This window comes from Treponema endosymbiont of Eucomonympha sp. (assembly GCF_001028545.1).
Genome location: NZ_BBPW01000076.1, coordinates 1 through 4,020, shown reverse-complemented (window position 1 = coordinate 4,020; position 4,020 = coordinate 1). Strand labels below are relative to the sequence as shown.

At 48.1% G+C, this 4,020-nt stretch carries 8 protein-coding genes and 1 pseudogene; all 9 read left to right on the top strand.

All coding sequences use genetic code 11. The annotated features are described in order from the left end of the window. Window positions 1-516: 516 nt before the first annotated feature. The 9 genes and pseudogenes from infC (at window position 517) to AWU74_RS04260 (ending at window position 3,905) form a co-directional block, all read left to right on the top strand. Window positions 517-1,059: a translation initiation factor IF-3 gene (gene infC, locus AWU74_RS04295; protein WP_062327974.1), complete on the top strand. Its 543-nt coding sequence runs from the start codon at window positions 517-519 to the stop codon at window positions 1,057-1,059. Further along, complete coding sequence (rpmI, locus tag AWU74_RS04290; protein WP_059370277.1) at window positions 1,052-1,252, top strand: 50S ribosomal protein L35; 201 nt, start codon at window positions 1,052-1,054, stop codon at window positions 1,250-1,252. The genes infC and rpmI overlap by 8 nt, the downstream gene beginning before the upstream one ends. Window positions 1,253-1,275: 23 nt before the next feature. Continuing rightward, window positions 1,276-1,638 (top strand): 50S ribosomal protein L20, encoded by a 363-nt coding sequence (gene rplT / locus AWU74_RS04285; RefSeq protein ID WP_059370279.1) that lies wholly within the window; start codon window positions 1,276-1,278, stop codon window positions 1,636-1,638. A 1-nt stretch (window position 1,639) separates the two neighbouring features. After that, window positions 1,640-2,101: a hypothetical protein gene (locus AWU74_RS04280; RefSeq protein WP_059370817.1), complete on the top strand. Its 462-nt coding sequence runs from the start codon at window positions 1,640-1,642 to the stop codon at window positions 2,099-2,101. 2 nt (window positions 2,102-2,103) lie between these two features. After that, a complete protein-coding gene (gene zapA, locus AWU74_RS04275) occupies window positions 2,104-2,424 on the top strand; it encodes a cell division protein ZapA (protein WP_059370772.1) in 321 nt (106 codons plus the stop codon). A gap of 31 nt (window positions 2,425-2,455) precedes the next feature. After that, window positions 2,456-2,902, top strand: coding sequence for a DUF188 domain-containing protein (locus AWU74_RS04270; protein WP_059370975.1), 447 nt, complete (start codon window positions 2,456-2,458; stop codon window positions 2,900-2,902). A gap of 12 nt (window positions 2,903-2,914) precedes the next feature. Beyond that, window positions 2,915-3,116, top strand: a pseudogene (locus tag AWU74_RS12645) (hypothetical protein); the annotation flags it as partial. Window positions 3,117-3,138: 22 nt separating this feature from the next. Then, window positions 3,139-3,510 (top strand): transposase, encoded by a 372-nt coding sequence (locus tag AWU74_RS04265; protein WP_062327972.1) that lies wholly within the window; start codon window positions 3,139-3,141, stop codon window positions 3,508-3,510. Window positions 3,511-3,527: 17 nt separating this feature from the next. Continuing rightward, window positions 3,528-3,905 (top strand): transposase, encoded by a 378-nt coding sequence (locus tag AWU74_RS04260; protein WP_162504792.1) that lies wholly within the window; start codon window positions 3,528-3,530, stop codon window positions 3,903-3,905. The last annotated feature ends 115 nt before the right edge of the window (window positions 3,906-4,020 follow it).

Here is a 4,020-nt window from a genome sequence, read left to right as displayed (position 1 = left end):
CCTGTCCGGGCAGCAGGTCTTTTATCCGTTCCCACGCCTCGTCGCTTATATCGTGCCGGTGAATGCCTTCATTTCTTTTCATGCTTCTATTTTACCTCTTTTCCCCTATCCAGTCCACACTGCCTAGCGGCTTTAGGGTGCCCGTCCGTCGAGTTATCAAGCACGAAGCTGCCGAGAGGGTTAACCGGAACTTTCCATTTACGAGCCCGCCGAGAAGGTTCTTTCCGACTGACGGGGATGCCCGTTCCCAGAATATGGACGCGCTCCATATTATAAGCGAGGCTTGCTTTCGTTGCTCTTCGCATTCAAAAAATTTGTTTGCTATATCACGCTTGCTTTATTTAGTTTTTTCTGTGGTCTGGTATCCCACAGCTTGCTGCGGGGGTTCTTTATTTGGAAAAGAAAAATACTTGTCTTAACAATACAATTTGCCTACTAGACATATTGCAGTTATTTTTGATAAAGTATATGCTTAGTATATATGACCTTTTGAAGGCGATAATTTAAGGAGTATCGTTGGCGGATAACAGAGATTTGCGAATCAACGGACAGATTCGTGTGCGGGAAGTTCGGTTAATTGATGATGAAGGCAATGCGGGGGGAATCTTATCCACTCAGGAGGCGTTCAACATAGCTCGCGAGCGACAGCTTGACTTGGTAGAAGTTGCGCCGCAAGCAAAGCCTCCGGTATGCAAGATACTTGATTACGGCAAGTATTGTTTTGATTTAGAAAAAAAACAGCGGGAGTCCAAAAAGAAACAAAAACAGTCGAAATTAAAAGAAATCAGAATGCAGCCAAAAATTAGCGCAGGCGATATTGATTTCAAGGCAAAACACACGAAAGAATTTTTGGACGAAGGTAACAAGGTAAAAGTTACGATTCGATTTCGCGGACGCGAACTTGCACACACCGAGTTGGGGCTAGACGTTCTTAAGAAAGTTCTGACACGCATTGAAGGCGAATATGTTGTTGAAAAACAGCCAATAATGGAAGGTAAGTTTATGTCGATGATGCTGAGTCCGAAGTCGAAAAAACAAGCGGGAGTACAAAATGCCTAAGATGAAAACGAAACGCTCTGCCGCAAAGCGATTTAGTTTAACCGGTAGCGGAAAAGTGAAGTACAAAAAAATGAACCTTCGTCACATCCTAACGAAAAAAACTACAAAACGGAAAAGACATCTTCGCGGCACAGGAATTTTGAGCAAGGCAGATACCGCGAAAATCCAAAAGCAGATGTTGCCATACGGATAAGAGGATTTTTTAAGGAGAAATAAATGCCAAGAGCGACTGACGGCACAAAACGAAAAAACCGCCGCATCAAGATTTTAAAACTGGCAAAAGGGTTTACCGGACGGCGTGGAACAAACTATAAGGCAGCAAAAGAGGCGGTAACCCACGCGCTGGTTCATGCGTATGTGAGTCGGCGTGACCGAAAAGGTGATATGCGTTCGCTGTGGATTATACGCCTTAACGCAGCGATACGAGCGGAGGGATTAACCTATTCGCGGTTTGTCGAGGGGCTCACAAAAGCTGGTATCGCAATCAACCGAAAAGCATTATCAAATATGGCGATAGAGGACACTACAGCGTTTAAAGCAGTTGTTGACATCGCAAAGAAATACATAACAGAGGTATAATATGATTACGTTGAATCAGATTCAGCTTCTTGACCAGAAAGTTGAATTAGCGGTAACTAAAATTAGCGTTCTTGTGGAAGAAAACAAAAAGCTTCAAACGGACTGCGAGTACCTCAAAGCCGAAAAAGAAGTATTGCACCGCAAAATCGCAGAATACCAAGGCAACCAAACGCAAATTGAGCAAAGTCTGCTTCATGCGCTTGAGCGGCTTGAAACAGTTGGGTGTATTGAAACGGATTTAACGCAAGAATTCGGTGCTATTCAGTCACCGGGAGGTTCAGAAATTCTGACAGAATCTACGGGCGAATCGTCGGTAAATACACCGCAGGAATATCAGTCGGCGGAACATTCCGCTGAATTATTTGCGACGACAGAGCATACGCAAGAATATTCGGATACGCCGTCAAACACGGAAAGCATAGCGCGTCAGCCCATTCCAGAAACTCAGTTTGATATATTCTGAACATGGGTGTTTTGCGAATTGATGTCCTTGGGGCACTTTTCTCTGTCGAAGCGAGGGAAGACAGTCAGCATTTGGAGTTTTTGCTCGATAACTATAAAAAAATGGTACACCTTGTTGAAAACAGTTCCGGAGCAACGATAACTAATTCATTGCAGGTCGCCATTCTATCGGGCATTATGCTGTGCGATGAATTGTATAAAGAAAAAAAGCTGGCGCAAATCGCAAAACAGATCCCTCTCACCGAAGATTTAATTGAATCCGAGCGTTTGACGCTCAGGATGATAGAAAAAATTGACCGGGCGCTACTTGACAATTTGGATTGACGCAGATTCTTGCCCGATACCGGTCCGTCAGATGATTGAACGATTTGCGAATCGGCTGTATATCCCGCTTAAGTTTGTCGCAAACCGCCTCATTCCGATTCCTCCAAACAACCTATTCACGATGATTGTTACTGGCAAACACGAAAGCAGTGCGGACGAGTATATCGTTGCGCATGTCACGGAAAATGATATTGCCGTTACGCGCGATATTCAGCTTGCCGCACGGCTCGTTGAAAAACGCATCACCGTGTTGAACGATCGCGGCATTGAGTATTCAAGCGAAAATGTCCAGGAGCGGGTTTCCCTCCGCAATTTTCACCTGCACCTGTTTGAAACAGGTGTCGTTCCCGAAAAAACGCACACGTATTCTCGCAAAGATTTAACGCTGTTTGCTAACAATCTTGACCGTGCGCTCCAAAAGCGCCGTGCCGCTAGAAACGAGACGCAGGAAGCCGAAACGCAGACAGGGTCGGTTTGACGGACGAACTGCTTGTCCCTCGCCGGTTCCCCCGAAAAACTCCGGTACGCTTATAGCTACGGTGCAGACGCCGCGTATATTGGAATCGGCGGCTTCTCGCTCCGCGTCAAATGACGCATTTATCATACAAGACTTGGGCTTGCTCGATCTGCTCGACGAGCGTTTCCCGCACACGAGCACGCAGACGAATTGTATAAATCGCGAGGTGCACCGACAGACTCGGTTTTTCTTGCGTCGTGAAAAGAAATGAAGGCATTCACCGGCACGATATAAGCGACGAGGCGCGGGAACGGATAAAAGACCTGCTGCCCGGACAGGCAGGGAAGCACAGGGGAGCGGCGAAAGACAACCGCCTGTTTATCAACGCGGCAGCGTGGCAGACACGCACGGGCGCTCCGCGGAGAGACGTGCTGCCCGAATTCGGGAACCGGAACAGCGTGCACAAGCGGTTTTGCCGCCGGCGGGACAAAGGAATAGGGAAAACGCCGGCGGACGCCGCAGTAGGCGAGCCTGCCGGGGATACCCGTATGATAGATTCGGCGTATATAAAAGCGCATGCGGCGCACGAGGCGGCAGGTGAGGATATCAGCCGCACAAAAGGGGGCTAAACAGCAAATTACACCTTGTGGTTGACGAGTACGGGATACCGGCAGGCGGCATTGTGACAAGCGGTACTGTCGCGGATTGTAATCAAGCGCCTCTCCTTATGGAGGATTTGGAGGCGGAAGCGTTCCTTGCGGACAAGGCGCATGACACGAACGAACTGCTCGATATGCTTAAAGAAGCGGATATAGCAGCAGTCATCCCTCCGGTTAAAAGCCGGAAAGAGCAAAGAGCGTACAGTCATGAACTGTATCGGGCGCGGCACGTCATTGAAAACGTCTTCCGTGCCCTCAAGCGCTGGCGGGGAATTGCTACGCGCTATGCAAAGCTCACCGCTTCCTTCATCGCCGCCATTCATGTCAGGTGTTTGTTCCTCTACCTTCCAGTCCACACTACCTAGGAAAAGTTTACTTTACTTACCGTAAAAACGGCAGCAAAACGGCTAAAAAACGGTAAGCCCGGACGCTACCGACCTGCGGAGACACGACAGGCGAGACGCAATGCTGGCTTACGGC